Annotated in this window: 17 protein-coding genes and 1 pseudogene; 14 read left to right on the top strand and 4 right to left on the bottom strand. The window is 52.9% G+C overall.

The window, feature by feature from the left end; genetic code table 11:
* Positions 1 to 75 precede the first annotated feature (75 nt).
* The 3 genes from Q0859_RS20680 (at position 76) to Q0859_RS20670 (ending at position 3634) form a co-directional block, all read left to right on the top strand.
* On the top strand, positions 76 to 1452 hold the full coding sequence (locus tag Q0859_RS20680) for an alpha-glucosidase/alpha-galactosidase (RefSeq protein ID WP_299154895.1): 1377 nt from the start codon (positions 76 to 78) through the stop codon (positions 1450 to 1452).
* A 142-nt stretch (positions 1453 to 1594) separates the two neighbouring features.
* Complete coding sequence (gene ctlX / locus Q0859_RS20675) at positions 1595 to 2518, top strand: citrulline utilization hydrolase CtlX (RefSeq protein WP_299154893.1); 924 nt, start codon at positions 1595 to 1597, stop codon at positions 2516 to 2518.
* Between the two features lie 33 nt (positions 2519 to 2551).
* Positions 2552 to 3634, top strand: a complete 1083-nt coding sequence (locus Q0859_RS20670) for an ornithine cyclodeaminase (protein ID WP_299154891.1) — start codon at positions 2552 to 2554, stop codon at positions 3632 to 3634.
* A 273-nt stretch (positions 3635 to 3907) separates the two neighbouring features.
* On the opposite strand, the gene Q0859_RS20665 is transcribed toward Q0859_RS20670, so the two are convergent.
* Entirely contained in the window at positions 3908 to 4894 is a 987-nt protein-coding gene (locus Q0859_RS20665) for a fatty acid desaturase (RefSeq protein ID WP_299154890.1), read from the bottom strand.
* Between Q0859_RS20665 and Q0859_RS20660 the strand changes: the two genes are divergently transcribed.
* The 4 genes from Q0859_RS20660 (at position 4883) to Q0859_RS20645 (ending at position 7405) form a co-directional block, all read left to right on the top strand.
* Complete coding sequence (locus tag Q0859_RS20660; RefSeq protein WP_299154888.1) at positions 4883 to 5275, top strand: metalloregulator ArsR/SmtB family transcription factor; 393 nt, start codon at positions 4883 to 4885, stop codon at positions 5273 to 5275. The genes Q0859_RS20665 and Q0859_RS20660 overlap by 12 nt on opposite strands.
* A gap of 312 nt (positions 5276 to 5587) precedes the next feature.
* Positions 5588 to 5821, top strand: a complete 234-nt coding sequence (locus Q0859_RS20655; protein ID WP_299154886.1) for a hypothetical protein — start codon at positions 5588 to 5590, stop codon at positions 5819 to 5821.
* Positions 5822 to 5948: 127 nt separating this feature from the next.
* Entirely contained in the window at positions 5949 to 6869 is a 921-nt protein-coding gene (locus Q0859_RS20650; protein ID WP_299154884.1) for a hypothetical protein, read from the top strand.
* Positions 6866 to 7405, top strand: a complete 540-nt coding sequence (locus Q0859_RS20645; protein WP_299154883.1) for a hypothetical protein — start codon at positions 6866 to 6868, stop codon at positions 7403 to 7405. Before Q0859_RS20650 ends, Q0859_RS20645 begins: the two co-directional genes overlap by 4 nt.
* 162 nt (positions 7406 to 7567) lie before the next feature.
* On the opposite strand, the gene Q0859_RS20640 is transcribed toward Q0859_RS20645, so the two are convergent.
* Positions 7568 to 8212: a hypothetical protein gene (locus tag Q0859_RS20640; RefSeq protein WP_299154918.1), complete on the bottom strand. Its 645-nt coding sequence runs from the start codon at positions 8210 to 8212 to the stop codon at positions 7568 to 7570.
* 24 nt (positions 8213 to 8236) lie between these two features.
* Here Q0859_RS20640 and Q0859_RS20635 point away from each other — a divergent pair, with 24 nt between their 5' ends.
* A complete protein-coding gene (locus Q0859_RS20635; protein ID WP_366523239.1) occupies positions 8237 to 9436 on the top strand; it encodes a DMT family transporter in 1200 nt (399 codons plus the stop codon).
* Between the two features lie 105 nt (positions 9437 to 9541).
* Here Q0859_RS20635 and Q0859_RS20630 read toward each other — a convergent pair whose 3' ends face one another.
* Positions 9542 to 10177: a LysR family transcriptional regulator gene (locus tag Q0859_RS20630; RefSeq protein WP_299154882.1), complete on the bottom strand. Its 636-nt coding sequence runs from the start codon at positions 10175 to 10177 to the stop codon at positions 9542 to 9544.
* 132 nt (positions 10178 to 10309) lie between these two features.
* Here Q0859_RS20630 and Q0859_RS20625 point away from each other — a divergent pair, with 132 nt between their 5' ends.
* Entirely contained in the window at positions 10310 to 11041 is a 732-nt protein-coding gene (locus Q0859_RS20625) for a sulfite exporter TauE/SafE family protein (RefSeq protein WP_299154881.1), read from the top strand.
* Between the two features lie 48 nt (positions 11042 to 11089).
* Here the strand turns inward: Q0859_RS20625 and gcvA are convergent, their stop codons facing one another.
* Positions 11090 to 12013, bottom strand: coding sequence for a transcriptional regulator GcvA (gene gcvA / locus Q0859_RS20620; RefSeq protein ID WP_299154880.1), 924 nt, complete (start codon positions 12011 to 12013; stop codon positions 11090 to 11092).
* Between the two features lie 157 nt (positions 12014 to 12170).
* Between gcvA and Q0859_RS20615 the strand changes: the two genes are divergently transcribed.
* From Q0859_RS20615 to Q0859_RS20595, 5 genes and pseudogenes are all read left to right on the top strand, one after another.
* A complete protein-coding gene (locus Q0859_RS20615) occupies positions 12171 to 13055 on the top strand; it encodes an EamA family transporter (RefSeq protein WP_299154879.1) in 885 nt (294 codons plus the stop codon).
* Positions 13052 to 13681 carry a LysE family transporter gene (locus Q0859_RS20610; RefSeq protein WP_299154878.1) on the top strand — a complete coding sequence of 210 codons (630 nt, stop codon included), beginning with the start codon at positions 13052 to 13054 and terminating at the stop codon, positions 13679 to 13681. The genes Q0859_RS20615 and Q0859_RS20610 overlap by 4 nt, the downstream gene beginning before the upstream one ends.
* Positions 13682 to 13890: 209 nt before the next feature.
* Positions 13891 to 14490: an NAD(P)H-dependent oxidoreductase gene (locus Q0859_RS20605; protein ID WP_299154877.1), complete on the top strand. Its 600-nt coding sequence runs from the start codon at positions 13891 to 13893 to the stop codon at positions 14488 to 14490.
* 3 nt (positions 14491 to 14493) lie between these two features.
* Complete coding sequence (locus Q0859_RS20600) at positions 14494 to 15117, top strand: LysE family translocator (RefSeq protein ID WP_299154876.1); 624 nt, start codon at positions 14494 to 14496, stop codon at positions 15115 to 15117.
* A gap of 384 nt (positions 15118 to 15501) precedes the next feature.
* Positions 15502 to 16686 (top strand): annotated as a pseudogene (locus Q0859_RS20595) (IS1182 family transposase); the annotation flags it as partial.
* Positions 16687 to 17186 lie beyond the last annotated feature (500 nt).

Raw genomic sequence — 17186 nt, 5'->3', positions numbered from 1 at the left:
AAGCGATTGCGCGAAGTTTATGGTTGCAATGTCGGTTTAAATGATCGGGCGAGATAACTTATTGCAGGGTGACCAATGTCGAAATATCCGAAAATCGCATTCATCGGAGCGGGCTCCACGGTCTTCATGAAGAATGTAATTGGCGACATTCTTCAGATGGAGCCACTTCAAGGTGCGCATGTCGCCCTGATGGACATCAACGAAAAGCGTCTTGAAGAGTCAGCCACCGTCGCAATGCGCATGGTCGATACTCTCGATGTAGAGGCGAAGTTCACTTCACATACCGATCAGAAGGAAGCACTGGACGGTGCGGATTTTGTGATCGTCGCGTTTCAGATTGGAGGCTATGATCCTTGCACAATCACAGATTTTGAAATCCCCAAAGAATTTGGTCTGCGTCAGACGATCGCCGATACGCTTGGTATCGGAGGCATCATGCGTGGGCTTCGGACGGTCCCACACCTCTGGTCAATCTGTGAAGACATGCTGTCGGAATGTCCTGACGCGACGCTTATTCAGTATGTAAACCCGATGGCGATCAATATGATGGCGATCTCGCGTAAGTATCCCCAGATCAAAAGTGTCGGCCTCTGTCATTCTGTCCGCTGGACAGCGTGGGGTCTCTCCAGTGATCTCGGCATCCCGATGGAAAAGGTCAATTACACCAGCGCAGGGATCAACCACATCTCCTTCTTCCTGAATTTCGAAGAAATCATGGAAGATGGGTCACTGCGCGATCTCTATCCCGATCTCAAGCGTGGATACGTTGAGGGTCGTTTTCCAAAGGACGAAAGCCAACCGAACCCAGGCTGTATCGACAAGGTGCGTTATGAGATGATGAAGCGCCTTGGTTACTTCGTGACAGAAAGCTCAGAACATTTTGCGGAGTATACGCCTTGGTTTATCAAGGAAGGTCGCGAGGATTTAATTGAGAAATTCACTATCCCACTCGATGAGTATCCGCGCCGTTGCGTGAACCAAATGCGCGATTGGGACAAGGCCTTGGACAATCTGAAGGGTAATGCTCCGATGACATTCAAGCGCAGCTTCGAGTATGCGCCGGACATAATTCTCGCCATGTGGACCGGACAGCCGCACGTGATTTACGGCAATGTCCCAAATAACCATTTGATCGAAAACCTGCCCCAGGATGCCATCGTCGAGCTACCAATTCTGGTGGACCGAAATGGTCTCCAGCCGACGCGGATTGGCAAGTTACCGTCACAGCTTGCCGCCGTGATGCAGCCCAGCGTTACGGTACAAGGGCTGACCGTCGATGCGTTGATGGATGAAAATCCGGAAGCGATCTACCACGCGGCGATGATGGACCCGCACACATCTGCCGAACTCGATCTCGATCAGATTTGGGCGATGGTCGACAAGCTGCGCAAAGCGCATGGCGAGTGGCTTCCGGAATGGGCGCGAGCGGGCACCGTCACGAAAGTCGCTTGATGAGCTAACTACCGCGATCAGCTGGAAGGCGTCCTCCCTACTTATTTTGATCGCATGGTTGGCCGGCAATGGTGGTATTCCTCCCACACCACCATTGCCGGGAAATTTTGAAGTCTCCCTTTGATAAGAGGAAGGATCAGCATTGACCCTGCAACAGGCCCCTACTGCCGTTCTGATGATCCGACCGCATCGGTTCACCGCCAACCCTGAAACGGCCGCGGATAACTCTTTTCAGACTTGCAGCGGTTCTGTGACCGGCGAAGAGGCAATCACGGCCCTTGGTGAGTTCGATCAGACGGTAAATGTTCTTGAAGCCAAAGGCATCACGGTTCACGTATTTGACGATCATGGCGATCGTAACACGCCAGACTCTGTCTTCCCCAACAACTGGTTTTCCACGCATACCGGCGGTCATATCGCCGTATATCCGATGTTCACCGCCAATCGCCGCCTCGAGCGCCGCTGGGATATCGTTGAGTTCCTCAAACGGGAATATCGTGTCCAGGACGTGATCGACTATTCGGGACTAGAAGAAGACAATCTGTCTCTCGAAGGCACGGGAGCCATGGTGCTCGATCACATTGAACGCGTGGCTTACACAGCCCAGTCCAATCGGGCAGACCCGGTCATTCTCGAGCGCTTCTGCACCAACTTCAACTTTGAGCCGATGGTGTTCCAATCTGAAAACCGGGATGGCGCGGCTGTCTACCATACCAATGTCATTATGGCGATCGCCACGAACTATGCGTTGATTTGCTCATCCATGATTGTCGATCCAGACCGCCGGAAAGCCGTCTTAGCGCGTCTTGAAGAATCCGGGCGTGATGTGATCGATTTGAGCGAAGACCAGATCGACGCCTTCGCTGGCAATGCGATGGAGCTGACCGCCGGATCGACACGCTATCTCGCTATGTCCTCCAAAGGTGTCGATAGCCTCACTGGCGATCAAAAGACACGCATCGAAGCCCGTGCGGCGCTTCTGCCAATTTCCATCCCGACCATCGAAACAGCCGGCGGGTCAGTGCGCTGCATGATGGCCGGCATCCACCTTTCCAAAAGACGCTAACCACCATTCCAACCAAACCAATTGAGCAAATCCATGACCCAGACGATCGCTGCCACTTCATCCAATATCGAACCCTCGAAACTAGCCATGGTTCCTTTTGTCAGCGTCGACAACATGATGAAGATCGTGAACACGATCGGCCCGGCAAAGATACTCGCCGAACTTGCCGACTACATCGAAGCGGACTTCCTGCGATGGGAGAGTTTCGACAAAACTCCGCGCGTTGCTTCCCATTCCAAGGAAGGCGTGATCGAGTTGATGCCGACTAGTGACGGCGAGACGTACGGCTTCAAATATGTAAACGGCCATCCGGCCAATATGGCGCGCGGTTTCCAGACCGTGACCGCCTTAGGCATGCTGGCGCGGGTCGACAACGGTTATCCGGTACTTCTATCCGAGATGACCATACTGACGGCGCTCAGGACGGCCGCCACGTCCGCGATCGCTGCAAAGTATCTAGCCCCCAAGTGTGCCAAAACGATGGCGATAATCGGCAACGGAGCGCAGTGCGAATTCCAGGCTCTGGCATTCAAGGAAGTCATCGGCATTGACACGGTCCAGCTCTATGATGTCGATCCGGAAGCAACTGTGAAGGCCGCTGCCAACCTCTCGGGAAGTGGTCTCCGCGTCACAGCCTGCAAGTCGTCCCAAGAGGCCGTCAGTGGTGCTGACATCGTCACGACATGCACGGCGGACAAGCAGTATGCAACCATCCTGACCGACAACATGGTCGGCGCAGGCATGCACATCAACGCGATCGGTGGCGATTGTCCGGGCAAGACAGAGCTCCACAAAGACATCTTGCTGCGCTCCGACATCTTCGTCGAATACCCTCCTCAGACCCGGATCGAGGGCGAGATCCAGCAACTGAACGACGACTATCCCATTACCGAACTCTGGGAAGTAATGATCGGCAAGGCAAAAGGCCGTGCATCGGATCGTCAGATCACGCTGTTCGATAGCGTCGGTTTTGCCACTGAAGACTTCTCGGCCCTACGCTATATCCGCGACCAACTCGAGAGTACCGACCACTATATCGATCTCGACATGCTGGCTGACCCCGACGATCCGCGTGATCTTTTCGGTATGATCAAACGCGCAGCTCCGAGTGGGTAGTTTCGCCCCAGCCAGCGCCTTAGACGACCAAGTTTCGGAAGAATGCCGTTGCTCTGGTTGGCCAACTGCACTGTTGAATTGCAACTTTCTGCGGGTCACCGCGAATCTATTCAGAGCATGACGTTGAGTCTCACAATCGTTGCTAGCTGAGCTTCATTCGTCATGTTGGATATTGGTAATGATAATATAGAAATTATTCTAACCGCCTTCATAGCCAACGCTTGCGTTGAACGCGGCGGAGGTCGGCTTCGAGCCCACATAGACCGATGCTGCTCAATGCGCCAATGTCCGCTTAGCCGCGCTGCATATTGCATTGTTTTCATCGAACAACTCTTGTCGCTTGGAACGAGCAACCCTACAGCGTTCCAACCTTTTGAGGCCCTTGCGTTCTGGCAAGTCAGCTGGGGCTAGAATTTTGTGGGCCAAACCGACAGCTGCGAGGCATTTTATGAACCAATACCCGGGGTCCATCTGTCCCTTCTCTATACCAAGTCTGGCCGAGTGCGGGAACGCATGATGATTGGAATGCCAGTTTTCGCCAAATGTGATTAGTCCAAGACCAACTAGGTTGAACCCTTGCACTGGCAAACCTTCTACAGTCCATCCTTGATGCCCTTGTTTGTGCGAGAAATGGCCGACCATCCAATGTCCGATCAATGAGACCGCGACACGCAAGCAAACTCCCCAAAGGACAAACTCTATACCGCCAATCAAAAAGAACGGGATGGCAACGAAGAGTTGCTGTGCCATCCAGTGACGTTCCATCCACCGATACACACGGTCGTTTGCAATCTCAGGTTCGATCACAAAATCCGGTGGATTGTCGAGGTCGAACCGACAATGCATTTGCCACCATGCATCGCGCCAAAAGCCTGCACCATGGCTGGGGTGTGGGGGGCAAGTAGTTTGGCGTTGATGCCAATCCCGCATGTCATGTGCCCGGATCATACCAAACGGGCCTGCCATACCAACAAGGGTCCCAAGCCATACGAGAGCGTATTCTAGCCATTTAGGTGTTTGAAATGACTTGTGAATAAACAGCCTATGCATGCCGACGGAATGACCAGCACAAATTGTGATTGCAGTCGTTCCAAGGAATACGGCTAACCCGCTCCAACTTGGGGTTAAGGAGATTGCAGCTATGCCTCCTGCGATCATGAAAAACAGCCAAACCGATTTTGTCGCATCCCAGTAGATGGTGCCTTGGACTGCATTGGTTTGACTGTTGGGAAACACTCGATCTGTTGCATGCAAGTACATCTTGAAACTCCAAACCACAAAGATTACAATATTAGATATATAACTAATAAGTTAAAAGGTGAAATTATGTCAAGCCCTGACAAGGTGTTCGAAGCTTTGGCATCGACAACGCGACGTCGGATACTGGCATATCTGTCAGAAGGACCATTGACGGCTGGCGTGGTTGCTGAACGTTTTGACATGTCACAACCCGCTATTTCCAAGCACCTTTCGATCCTTGAGTCCGCTGATCTGATCTGGAAGAAGCGGGGGGGTCAGTTTGTCAAATACGGCATGAAGGCTGACAACCTAGGCGGAACACTTGCAAAATTTATGCAAGAAGTCTGCCCACCTAGCCGTGCCTTAAAATCGGAGAGGCGTGCTGAAAACGACATCGATTGATTCAATCTGCGCAGAACAGTCTATTGAGTTTTGATGGCACCGTTGATCCAGAAAGGTAGCGGACTTTGGCGCAACTGCGGTGAAATGGTGTTTTGTCCCGCCCTGCCGGTCGCACAGGACGCATGACTGTCGCCGATGCAGCGAATCGCGGCTTTGCGGGCGCGACCGCAACATCTTGACCGGAAAGTGATTGGCAGGAATGGACGGTTATCAACGAAGCAAAGGACCTTTGGTTTCTGCATATTGAGTTCGCTCCGAGGGCAGCCACGAGCCCAAACTTGCTCAACTGAGCAGTACGGCTATACAGAAATCATGAAATGGATCGCCCTCATTTTTGGAATTTTATTCATCATTGCGGCTTGGATAATTGTTCAGGTTGGTAAGGGTGTGCTCTTCACCCATAGCGGCTTCGAAGCGTGGGATAGCACGTTTTTGGCAGCGTATAGAGACTGTTGCTTCATGACCGATTTGAGAACGGCAGCGCCGTTTGGTCTACTTGGCATTGCTATGCTTGGCTTTGCAGCATGGAAGTTCGTGCGAAATTAAACGCTCTCAACGCCTCTGCGTACCCGAAAAGAAATGGTAACTTTGTCCCGATAAGAGCTCAAATTGATGTATCCTCACAAATAGTTTTGGGTAGTCATCTCAATCAAAATAAGTAGCCAAATCAGCAATGTCGTCCGACAACACAAACCCAGAATGGCCCGAAGCGGCTTGCAAATATTTATCGAATGACCTGCCATTGGCTCACAACGGCGAGGGCTGGGAGCACAGCTTTTCAAGTGCATTTCAAATGGGTTGTGAGGCACTCGCAAAACTCGGCTACGCCCGTGAAACCGAACGAGGCGCCGTTCCACTTGATGCGCCTAAACGTCCTGCTGTGTTACCTCGTTGGGACGATATCTGCGTCGCAGTGCTTTATCTGGCAAGCCAGCAAAATGAACTCTCGTACAGGCTACATGACGGAAGCCTGCCGCCACCCAAAAAGGGACAGTTCGTCGTAACTCGGATAGGTGGCCCTTCTCTTCCTAATGTAAACATTAACAGTTCCAATGGACTTGGCTGTGCACACGCTTACGAGAAAGTTCGTAAGGTTCTCGGTGTATTAGGTCTCTTTGAAACTAACACTTGGACCAAAAGAGCGGAGCTGATTTTTTGGCGCGTTCAACCCAAGACTTGGAACATGACTATCTCAACTGACCCGCGTTTTGTTGATGCTCTGGTAGAAGCTTGTGAAACGATGCCTGCTGACATTGGAGATGAGCTGTCCCGCCTTACAGTAATAACCGACGAAGATGTTGATGCCAGCGTGGCACAAAGCGAGGCGTCAAACAAAGAGATGCGGGCAAGGTATGGCCCAAAGGCCAAGCTCGGCGAGCCTTGGACAAAAGAACGGGCGCGACGTGGTCTAGCTTTCTCAAGAAGCAATAGTATCGATTGGTTCTTCTTTCGTCGGTGGCGTATTTCGGATGGCTGGTTAACGTCAGAACAGGCAGCCAACGCACTGGGAATCTTTCATGATCCACTTGCCATGCAAATGCGCCGCTCTGTCATCCGGAAGCTCTATCCAAACGCACAAATTCGCAACGAATGAATGTCGGCAAAATCTGCCTGTCGGTCACCGAGCACAGATTTGAAGTCGCTACCGCTTTACCGAATGCTGCGTCGCGCACAAATGTCTGCTATCCAGCTTTTGAAATTCTCACCGGAGACCAATTAACGATGCTGAGATTCACCCAACTCAACGCTGGTTGGAATGCGGAACCAAATGCGCCAGATCTCCAAGTCGAGCAGGACGACACCTCTCTCGTCGCGCGTTTTAGACCTAACCCATTTCTTTATCCTGAGTTCGAGCGTGTCTCTTGGATATCGATCAGGTTTAAAAATTGCGAAAGATACCGCATTACAAGCAAAAACGACCACGGATGGTATAATGGCCAATGCCGTTTCAGTGGCCTAGCACCGGCTTGGGGCGAGTTCTATGAAATTTCAGGCGATACCCGTGACGATCTGGACGCGACACCTTGGATAGCAATGACGGGCATTGGCACTAGGCACTACCACTTCTATTTCAGAGACCAAGCGCTAGAGGTCAAGGCGTTCGACTGGTCTACGCGTACCGTAATCTGACCCTTGGTGGCATTGGGCAAACGGCAGATTGTCCGCTTAGTAGGCTTTGGGACGGTCAAAACCGGATCAATGTCCTACTGAATATGGCAGATGACCGCTCCGAACCAAGACTGCTGAATGCTGTGATTGAAAAGAACCTCAGCTTTCAGATTCACTTTTTTGTCACTGCTCGTTTCTCCAAACCATCATTGCGAAGTGCTTCCCATCACCCAGATAGTTCGGCAAGGCTATTTCATGTTCAAAACCCGCTTGGAAGGCGATGCCGAGAGGCCGTAGTCCCGACCGTTCCAACGAACCCTTGTCGTCAATTGTCGACCTTTGAAACTCGGTCGTCCCCGACCGTTCGCGGAATCCAGAAAAGCGTGTAGGGAAAGCTACGCCTTGTAATTTTAACCTCACAGTCAATTCTTGCAGGGACACAAGGAGCGGACCTATTTCCTTCGATACGTGAGCATGTCCAGCACCTGCTGTATATGTAAGGCGACTGACATATAGCCACGCTCCATTCTTGTCATGATTTAACGTCGCTCCATCACCTGTCGCATCCGACCAAACTATTGGCTCTTGTATTGGCTTGTCAGATGTTCGGATCGCGCACGCAAAACTGATGATTTGGTTTTCTTCCTCGCTCACAAACATCGCTTGCGGGAAAGTTCCAAAATAAGTCTCTAGCGTTTCTCGACTGTGATTTGGATGGCAGAAAGCTAAGCTTCTCTTGCCTACAGAATTGTGCCCTGGCCTTTTAGGCAGTCGCAACATCGGCTCAAGGTCAACCAATTTTGCCCTTCGAGCTGCTTTGTACTTCAACGGCGTCAATCTCCACTGCTTTTGATGATGCTAGTCTTAGCTAACCGATTTAAGGCGTTCTTGAAAACAGACCTTGGCGCAGATGCAGCGAAAGTTCACTTTGTCCGCGTCTTACCAGTTCGGGCACGATGCAGCGAACGGCGGCTATTGGCATTACGTTTATGTCCATGGTGTGGAACTTCTTGCCATATGTGCCGCTTGCCCGACTACCAGCTCTTTTGCATTTCGATAGATTGCACAATTTGGCCTCAGGCTGCATCGTTCGGGCAACTGAGACAGGATATTGCTGATATGCAGATCAATGGGACGCTAACCGCCACACACCAACGCAGGTTTGACCAGTTTGAAGCGTGGGTGCGTTCGATCTTTCCCGGTGGGCCAAAGGCCAGGACATTCGCTCTTGTCGGAGGCGCAGTGGTTCTTTGGGCAAGCTGGCCTGCGCTTGCCATAATCGCCTACCCAGCCCCGCCTTTGCTGGTCTTGGGGGCATCAGCACTGATTGGCTTCCTGTTTTCGTTTGTGCTGGCTGCCAAACAAAAGACGCTCACGACTTTCGCGACCGTACCGATTAGAACCCTGGCCTTCGTGGCCATCAGCCTGATGGGCAACAATGCGTTCTATCTAGCCGCAATCGCCCGCATCGGTCCTGCGGAGGCCAATGTGGTGCATTATCTGTGGCCAGTCTTTCTTGTCGGGTTGGCATCTGCTTTGCACCGGCGCGCACCCTCACTGCTTCAGACCGTGGGTATCGCCTGCGGCTTTGTCGGTGTTGCTGTCGCGCTATCTCCGCAAATGGGAGGCGGCCTTGATCTGATCGGTGTATTCCTTGGCGCATGTGGAGCACTTACGTTTGCAATCTATTCGGTTGGGCGCTCACTTGCGCAAGTCGAGACAAATGTCGTTGGCCCCTCACTCGGGCTGGCCGGTATTGCCGCACTAGCTGCACATTTCATTCTTGAACCGGCCTACTGGCCGACCACAGGTCAATGGCTTGCCATCGTTCTCATGGGCATAGGTCCCTTCACCGTTGCGAATATCTTCTGGGACAAGGCCACGAGAGAAGGTTCCGCTGCGACGATATCCAGCTTGGCGTTTCTAACACCATTGGTTGCAATGATCCTCTTGGCCATATTCGGCCTTGGTATAGTAACTATTGCAACGGTCCTTGGGGCGCTCTTTGCAATCGCGGGAGCGGTGTTAAGCTCGGGGTCCAAAGAGAAGTAAAAGACGCGAGGTAGCGATGATCTGAAAGGACCCGTTCGGACAAAGCCCGGCGAAAAAGGGAAAAGAGCCCATATTCACAGATGTTTCACCGGTAACGATGACCGCTTAGTCGCGCTCGCGGTTTCCGGAGCCCAAATCTGATTTGGGTTCAGAAAACGTATGTACGAGTGACGAGACCAGGGCGCGCGATTGGCTGCAGCCTGCCAGGCCGATGGAACAGACGAAGAAGACATTTCGATCCATGCCTTGATCATGAATGGATGCGACGGCTTCGTTGCTCAAGCCATGGGTATGGATACGTTTCAGCAGAAGCAGACCATCGATCTCTCCGGAACGAACCAGCTCCGGATCGCTGGCCTTGATCGGGTTTGCGATGTGCGATGGAAGATCTCCGCAGCCTTTTGGCCAATTTGCTGGCAGGTATTGGCTGAGCTTTTCACCAACACCGATCTGCAATTTCCTGTTCGACAGTGCTGGTGCAATGGCCTCGGTTGACTTGGAAATGATCCGAAAGGTGCGGCTTAGATCAGGCAGGTAAGCACTGCCTACCTCCGTCAGCAAAAGACCACGCGGGAGCCGCCTGAAGAGGTTGACCTCCAATGTACCTTCCAGGTTTTTGACCTGCTGGCTCACTGCACCGGGGGTAACACCAAGCTCGCGTGCAGCGGTTTTGAAGCTGAGGTGGCGAGCTGAGGCTTCAAACGCACGCAACCCATTGAGGGGTGGTAATCGGTGGCTCATTCACTTTCCTTGAAGGTCTGGACTCCTTGTGACTTAGAATTTCTAATTCATAGCGTCAAGAAAACTGGTTTGCTTGCTCACTGCGTGAAGCCTACGAAGGGTTAAAAAAATCAACTATTGCAGGATTATAAGATGGAGCTAAGCCACTCACTGTTAGCGTACATCATCGCGAACAGCGCTGTAGTTGTGGCGTCCCTCGTGCAAACGTCTACAGGTATGGGATTTGCCATGATCGCGGCCCCCTTGCTGGCACTGATCAGTCTGGAATTTGTCCCGGGGCCGATGTTGTTTGTAAACCTGTTTCTATCGCTTTTCATGCTCGGCGATGGACGATCCCATGTCGAAAGACGTGAAATCGCGACTCTGTGCCCGACGATTTTGATCGGGACACTTATTGGTGCGGCGATCCTGGCAAGGGTTCCTACTGACTCGCTTGCCATCCTGTTTGCCAGCTTGATTCTGCTCGCAGTGGCGGTTTCCCTCTTCGCCAAGGCGCAACCAATGACGACGCGCAACCTGTCGATCTGTGGCGTGGCCGTCGGGGCGATGGGGTCGACGTCAGGCATCCCCGGCGCGCCGCTCGTCATCATGTATCAGAACGAACCATTGGAAAAAACACGTCCGACAATGGCCCTTGTGTTCACGTTCTCCTACATCACTTCGCTTGTTGCCTTGACCTATGCCGGAGCCTTTAATTTGAAATTGGCAATGGACGGCCTGATGCTCCTGCCAGGATTGTTGATAGGTTTCGGCATTGGAAGATGGGCCCGGCGATACATGACGCAAGCGATGGGACGCATCCTGATGCTATCCATCGCGTCGATCGGAGCCGTTCTACTCTTGATCAAGTCTGCGATGGGATAACCAAAGGGGCTCTTCTACTGATATTATAAACCATAAGAACGGCAATCATCATAAAGCCGGATCAGTGTTTTGCAGCTCTCCGATCAACCATTCACGAAATGCAGTGACTTTGGGCTGTGCGGCCACACCCATCGGGCTTAGCAGATAGTGAGAAAATGTAAGGGGCGTGCTCATATCGGGCGCGAACGGGCAAACCAATGCGCCTGTGGTCAGATAATCCTCAACTAGCTTATCCCCTATCAAGGCGACGCCTTGTCCATCCAGCGCGGCCTGAACGGCCATGCCTTCCTGCGTGAAATGCGGGCCGCGTGCAGCGTTGATGCCTGCGACGCCCGCCGCCATGAGCCACATGCGCCAGCTTGCATCTGCGTCTTTCCAATCAACATGGAGCAAGGTGTGGTCGCGAAGATCGTTCGGTTCGCGCAGCGGAAAATCGCCCTCCAACAAAGCCGGGCTACAAACGGGCGTGTTCCGCTGGGTGAACAACAGGTCGACCCGCACACGTTTGTAGTCTCCTGCCCCATAGCGAACGGCCACATCAGCATCGCCCTGCGCAATATTAACGAGTCTATCGGTGCCATCGATCCTGATTTCAATGTCTGGGTGACGCGCCCGAAAACGGTCTAGCTTAGGCACTAACCACATTGTCCCAAACGATGGGCTGACACTGACAGTGAGTACTTTGCTGTCAGCGTTTGCTTGCATTTGGCCTATGGCCTCAACCAGTGTCCCGAAACCCTGTGTCAGCGTTGGCAGCGCCTCTTGTCCGGCCTCCGTCAGTCGTAGTGCACGGGTCAAGCGATGAAACAAGGGGGTTCCGAGCCACTCCTCAAGGGCCTTCACCTGATGACTGATCGCTGCTGGCGTCACGTTCAGCTCATCGGCTGCCCTTTTGAAGCTCAAATGACGTGCTGCCACTTCAAAGGCGCGTAGAGCGTTTAAGGGGGGCAAGGAGGACATAAACTCATACACATTAGATTTCGTAATCTATCAAGTGATTTCTTCTCGTTTGTGAAGGGCCGTATGACTTTGTATCGCCTAATAAACAGGAGTTTGCGCCGCGAAGAGAACCGTTCCTCTTCTGCTTTGCGCTACAGAGAATCTGTTCCTTTTGGTTGGGGTCTAAAGCGTGTTTGAAAAACGAACAGAGTATTCTGTCGGCGTTATTTTGCTGATCGTAGCGGCAATGACCTACAGCACGGCTGGTACTTTCACGAAAGGCGTTGTTGCAGGGGCGTGGTCTGTAATTTTTTGGCGAGGTGTGTTCGCTGCCGGTTTCACGACTGGGTGGACACTAGGCAAAGGCACGTTCCGGCAGAACTTTTTCAACATGGGAAAAAGCGGTTGGGCCGTTGGTGTCATAGGCGCGATTGGCACGGCGGCATTTATTCCAGCATTCAAGCTCACATCTATCGCCAATGTGTCCTTGATATATGCCGCCGCACCCTTGGTCGCGGCGATGCTGGCCTGGCTTGCCATAGGAGAGCGAATTACGAGACGAACACTCGCTGGGTCGCTTCTCGCTCTCATCGGCGTGGGGGTTATTGTTGTGGGCTCCATTGGCTCGGTGAACCTGACAGGCGATGCCCTCGCACTGGTCATGACCAACGCAATGGCAACCATCATGGTAATTTACAGGGTCTACCCACAAACACCCGGCGCAGGCCCATCCGTCATGCAGTCTCTTTTCCTGATCCTGCCATCTTTCATATTTGGTGCACCGTTTGAAACCGCCCCTTTTGAGATAGCAGTCTTAGCAGCATTCGGCCTGCTGTTCGCTATAGCATCGGTAACACTAGCCGAAGGCGCAAAGCGTGTTCCATCAGGTCAAACGGCCCTGTTGAGCGCACTGGAAACACCGCTTGCGCCAATACTCGCGTTCTTCATCTTTGCAGAAATGCCAAGCAAAGCGACGTTCATAGGTGGTGCTGTTGTGTTGATCGCCGTGCTGCTATCCATCAAGGATGAATCTACGCCAGAGGCGGCTTTGACTGAAGAAGGAACGCGCCCGTGAGCTTTGAAATCTGGTTGGCCTATTTGGCGACGGTATTGGCCTTTATGATCATACCAAGTCCCAGCCATCTTCTGATGTTGTCCAACAGTATGACACATGGGTTTCGGCCATCGCTCGCAACTGCCGCTGGCGATTTGACTGCGAACGCGCTTCAAATGCTTGCCGCTGGTTTGGGACTGGCGGCAATTCTGGTGACATCGCAAAACGCTTTGACGATCATAAAATGGGCAGGCGTAGCCTATTTGATCTGGATGGGTTTTCGTATGTGGCGACATGCGACCCATGCCAAAACGACGGCGGGTGCGGCTCCGTCCGCATCCTTAAAAGCCCTTTGGGGGCAGGGTTTCCTCACCTCTGCGGCAAACCCCAAAGCCGTTGTTTTTTTCGCAGCCTTGTTTCCTCAATTCATCGACCCAAGCCATCCCTTCGTTCCTCAATTTCTTGCACTTTCGATCACATATCTCGTTGTGGACGGCACGTTTTTGGCCAGCTACGGCGTCAGCGCGAGTTGGTTGGCTAGCAAACTGAAAGGCAGTGCGACTGTCTTGGTCCATCGGATTGGTAGCGTGTTCCTGATCGGCGCTGCGGTAATGCTGGGTCTGAAAACGCTCCGGGATACGTCTTGATAAGGCGCTTATCTCAGCCGCCACATAGCTTAAGAGCGATTTAGGAGCAGACCTTCGCGGGTCATCCCTTGACGGTCGCTTCGTCCCGCGGGACCGCCATCAGAACACGTTGTAGCTAAGGTCCGGAGCGAGCCCAACTTTCCAAAACTCTGCGATGTGGCTAAGGTCAGCATGGCAAAAACCTGAGCGAGACAATGAACTCAACTCCAATGAACACTGTATGCCTGTTGGGCAGCCCACGGCGGGACGGCAACAGCGATACTTTGGCGAAAGTGTTTTTGGAGCACGCCGAGGTAAATGGAGCTCGGATTCAAAAGTTTTCATTGTCCGACTTGCAGTACAATGGTTGCAGAAACCTCTTCGAATGCAAGACGGGTTCCGAGCATTGCGGTCAGACAGATGAATTGACGCCAGTGCTGGCGGCAATATCCCAAGCTCAGGTACTCGTCTTGGCATCGCCAGTATATTTCACGAGCGTCAGTGGGCAACTGAAGTTGGCTATTGATCGCTTCTTCTCGTTCTTCGTCCCTGACTATCCAACTGCTTCTCAGAAAAGCCGGTTGAGCGGTGGTCGCCACGTCGTGCTACTTCAAACTCAGGGCGAACCTGAGGACAGATACGCTGACCTGCTAAAGAGCTTTTCGGCGAGTTTCACCGGGCTAGGGTTTGATAAACAACATCTGGTTCGAGCCTGTGGTGTCCGCAATCCCGGCGATATTGGGAGTAGCTCCAGCGTACTCGATGATTGCAAGAAGACCGCCGAGAGCATTTACCTTGGACCCGCGCTGCAAGAGATTGAAAAGGACTGACCAATGACCTTCGAGACTTGGCTAGCCTATGCGGCGGCATATACCGTTCTTTCACTGATACCCGGCCCAAGCGTTTTCATGGTTTTGGGTCAATCGTTGTCGCGAGGAATGGGAGCTGCCCTTTTCTGTATCCTAGGTGATCTGCTTGGCGGTGTTGTTGTGATGACCGCTTCATATATTGGAATTGGGGTCATTCTGGCGACCTCGAGCGAAGCATATCAGCTTCTTAAATGGGCAGGCGTAGCTTACATGGCGTGGCTGGGAATTTCCCAGATAGTAGCTGCAAAGCGGCTTGTGGAAGACGATTTTTTTGATTCATCCAACGCTGTCCCACGCGCCGTCAGCTTGCGGGCGGGATTCCTGACAGGTGTTCTGAACCCCAAAGCAATTCTATTCTATGTCGCCTTCCTCGCGCAGTTCATGAATCCGGCCCATCCAATGGCGCCGCAGTTTTTGATCTTAATGGCGACATCCATGATGGTCGTATTCATAGTGCTTGTTGGTTATGCGCTGCTGGCTTCTCATGCTCGAAAAAAGTTGAACAGTGTCAAGGCGCGCAAGCAGATGGGATATGGTGGCGGAACCTTACTTTTAGGCGGCAGTGCATTGATGGCGACCAACCGTTAAAGCGGACATCTGGCAAGAGTATGCAAACGGCCGGGTTTGTCCCACTGACCGGAAGTTGCGATAAGGGCCAGTTATCCAATCAGGGCAGGGCGCTGAAATCACGACAAGTCAAAAAGCATCGAAGAACCGGTTTGAGCCCAGAGTGACTGCTCTCAGTCGATCCACCCTGCCCGGTTAACAGGCCGCAGGCCCCGGGCATCGCCAGACCGCCCGACAGGGCTGGCGATATGTCTGCCCTTGGCGCATCGCATTTTCGGAAGATAACCTTGCTGCCACAAAGCGCTGCCGAATGGCTGTTGTGTCGCCATCCTGCGGTCCGGCAATGCCCTCCGTTTATGGGCGGTCTAAAGTCTGCTCCGAGCCCTTAGTGACCCCGTTCCCAATTTACTGTTGTTGGGATACTGTCAGGGCATTCGATCTGAGAGGCGGCTGTGCGAGGAGGTTCATCTCAACCTGGCGTACAGGTGGTTTTGCCAACTCGACCTGACAGATCCGGTTCCAGACCATTCTACGTTCTCAAAGAACCGGCATGGGCGTTTCCGGGAGAGCGGTTTGTTCCGACACCTTTTCGAAGCCGTTCTGAGACGTTGCATGGATGAGGGCCTAGTTGGCGGGGAGAGCTTCGGCGTTGATGCAAGCTTGATCCCTGCCAATGCGAACCAGACGCGCGGCATTGATAGCAAGGAGGGTCTGCCACCGGAACTGGCCACGCGCGTCGTCGAGGAATATCTCGAAACGCTGGATGACGCCGCCTTTGGCGCGTCCACCAAAGTCGTCCCCAAATACATCTCACCCGTCGATCCCGCCGCACGCTGGACAGGGGCAGATGGCGGGGCAGCCTTCTTTGCCTATTCCACCAACTACATGGTGGATTTGGACAATGCTGTGATCGTGGACGTCGAGCCGTCGGTTCCGATCCGAACCGCTGAGGCGTTTGCCGCACGGCGCATGATCGACCGGATCACAGACCGCTTCGACATGACACCAGACAAACTGGTTGGCGATACGGGCTACGGGTCAGCAGAGATGCTGGGCTGGTTGGTGGAAGAGCGTGGCATCGCTCCGCACATTCCCGTCTGGGACAAATCGAAACGGACGGACGGAACGTTCTCACGTGAAGATTTTGTCTACGACCCTGCGACCGACAGCTACACATGCCCCGGCAAAAAGGAACTACGGACCTATCGCCGGAACTTTTCCAAGCCGCGAAAGGCAAATGGTGGCAAAGACGGCTTCATCAGATACCGCGCTTCAAAGCACGATTGCGATGCATGCCCGTTGAAGCCTCAATGCTGTCCGAAGGACAATGGGAGACGTCTCATGCGCTCCGTGCATGAAGCTGCCAGAGATGTCGCCCGCGATATCCGCAAGACAGACGCCTACATGACCTCGTTCATCCAAAGGCGGAAAGTGGAGATGCTCTTCGCTCATCTGAAGCGATACATCGGCGTGCCGATGATGCGACTTCGAGGGCCCAAAGGCGCATATGAACAGTTCCAACTCGCAGCCACGGCCCAAAACCTCAGAAAACTCGCCAAGTTGGTTCCGCAACCAGAACCAACAGGCTGAGAGGAGCGGCCCGGCTGCTTTGGGCTGAGCCCATCGGCAGATCCAATGTCGACTTCTTCAACACTATCTCCGCTAAGTGTGAATTCACCCACCACCAAATCTTGCAAACGCAGCGAATGGCGGCTCTGACGGGCTGCACAGCAGCAGGGTTGAGGACGCGTTAAGGTCGGCTTTGGGCCGTCCACTTCGAGGCGTAGGCAACAGTTTTGGTTGACCAATCGCCAACGCCGAAAGTTGCGACACACCTTCTCTTCGAAGCCGCTAAATAACTGAATTCTTCAAAGATGGGTTGACGCGAACATATCTTATATCTAAATAAGTAATAACTTGACTGGATATAAGATATGACCAGCCTTGATAAATACACAAAACCCAGTGTCGCAGTCGACCTTGCGATCATCACTGTGATGGGCGGGAACCTGCATGTTTTGCTGGTCAATCGTCCCGAAGATGACGTTGCGGGTTGGGCGATGCCGGGTGGTTTCGTTCACATTGATGAA

This window comes from uncultured Tateyamaria sp. (assembly GCF_947497045.1).
In the GTDB taxonomy this organism is placed as follows: domain Bacteria; phylum Pseudomonadota; class Alphaproteobacteria; order Rhodobacterales; family Rhodobacteraceae; genus Tateyamaria.
This window is presented reverse-complemented; position numbering and strand designations above follow the sequence as displayed.